Raw genomic sequence first — 1806 nt, forward strand, 5'->3', positions numbered from 1 at the left:
TTTGGATAATTACGAATACACGGAACTTCTAAAAACCCTAAACACGAAAGTAGAAAATATCGCGGGCGTCGTAAAGCCTGAGAGCATCAAAGCTCGCCTAAAAGAGATCGAGGAGCTAGAAAACGATCAAAATTTCTGGCAAGACATCGCAAAAGCGGGCGCAATCGGCAAGGAAAAAACGAAAATTTCAAACATCTTAAATAACTTCCTAAACGCTAAAAGCGCCGTAGACGACGCAAAGGATCTATACGAGCTGGCAAACTCTGAAAACGACGAAGAGACGATAAATTCGCTCTTTGCCGAGGCTGGCGAGTTAGAGGACAAGATAGTAAATTTAGAGATTTCTATGCTGCTTAGCGGCGAGGATGACGGCAAAAACGCCATCGTCACCATCCATCCGGGCGCTGGTGGCACGGAGAGTAACGACTGGGCGAGTATGCTATACCGCATGTATCTGCGCTTTTGCGAAAGAGAGGGCTTTAAGGTAGAAACCCTAGACTTCCAAGAGGGCGAAGAAGCCGGGCTAAAAGACGTGAGCTTTATCGTTAAAGGCGTAAACGCCTACGGTTATCTAAAAGCCGAAAACGGTATCCACCGCTTAGTGCGAACCAGTCCGTTTGATAGCGCGGGACGCCGCCACACGAGCTTTACCAGCGTGATGGTAAGCCCCGAGATCGACGACGACATCGAGATAGAAATCGACGAAAAAGATCTAAAAATCGACACCTACCGCGCAGGCGGAGCGGGCGGTCAGCACGTAAACAAAACCGAGTCCGCCGTACGCATCACTCACGTGCCCACCGGCATCGTCGTGCAGTGTCAAAACGACCGCAGCCAGCACAAAAATAAGGCCACCGCGATGAAAATGCTAAAATCGCGCCTGTACGAACTAGAGCTAATGAAACAGCAAGAAGCCGCCGGCAGTATCGAAAAAAGCGAGATCGGCTGGGGTCATCAGATCCGCTCCTACGTGCTTTTCCCGTATCAGCAGGTCAAAGACAACCGCAGCGGAGAGGCGTATAGCCAAACCGACGCGATACTAGACGGCGACATAAAAAAGCTCATCGAGGGCGTTTTGGTGAGTCAAAAAAGCATAAACTAGAAAGGAAAAATATGGAAATTTCAGCTCTTTTAAACCAACTAGGCTACAACGAAAACGACGCGACCACCGCGCAAGTTAAGCGCATCCTAAACAACTGCGACGGGTTAAATTTAAGCAGCATAATCACGCTAAACGACCATCTAAAACCGCTAGGCGGCTTTGTCGCGATGAGCGGCAGCGAGGACGTGTTTAAGATAAAAAACGCGGGCAAAACGCCGGGTGCGCTAAACGTGATCGAAAACTGGGCTGAAAAAAACAAGATAAACATAAAAAGAGTAAATGAAACTACGCACTACATACTAGGAAAAAACATATGAAAAACTACGATATCATCGTCATCGGCTTTGGCAAGGCCGGCAAAACTCTCGCCGTAAAAGCCGCAAATTTAGGCAAAAAGGTCGCCGTGATCGAAAAATCGGCGCAGATGTATGGCGGAACGTGCATAAACATCGGTTGCATCCCGACAAAAAAGCTAGTAAATTTAAGCAAAGAAGCGCAATACGTAAATAACAACGTCGCGGGCGAATACTTCACGCTAAGTATCGAGAAAAAAGACGCTCTCGTTTCCGCACTTAGAGCCAAAAATTTCGCGATGCTTGATGATAATGCAAACATCGACGTGATAAACGGCACGGCTAAATTTATAGATAAAAACAGCATTGGAGTCACGGCTACGGATGGCTCAAAAAGCACGCTTACCGCGC

The 1806-nt window shown here is 47.6% G+C and carries 3 protein-coding genes; all 3 read left to right on the plus strand.

The features are described 5' to 3' along the window. Position 1 precedes the first annotated feature (1 nt). Positions 2 to 1102, plus strand: a complete 1101-nt coding sequence (gene prfB / locus Q0338_RS07925) for a peptide chain release factor 2 (RefSeq protein WP_002952148.1) — start codon at positions 2 to 4, stop codon at positions 1100 to 1102. 11 nt (positions 1103 to 1113) lie between these two features. Next, positions 1114 to 1419: a type II secretion system protein gene (locus Q0338_RS07930; protein ID WP_298086281.1), complete on the plus strand. Its 306-nt coding sequence runs from the start codon at positions 1114 to 1116 to the stop codon at positions 1417 to 1419. Further along, on the plus strand, positions 1416 to 1806 hold a 391-nt coding region (locus Q0338_RS07935), incomplete at its 3' end, for an FAD-dependent oxidoreductase (protein WP_298086282.1). The genes Q0338_RS07930 and Q0338_RS07935, both read left to right, overlap by 4 nt.

The organism is uncultured Campylobacter sp. (assembly GCF_938018145.1).
In the GTDB taxonomy this organism is placed as follows: domain Bacteria; phylum Campylobacterota; class Campylobacteria; order Campylobacterales; family Campylobacteraceae; genus Campylobacter_A.

Excerpts from the sequence above, each read along its gene's own strand:
- Q0338_RS07930 (WP_298086281.1), top strand. The coding sequence starts at position 1,114 with ATGGAAATTTCAGCTCTTTTAAACCAACTAGGCTACAACGAAAACGAC.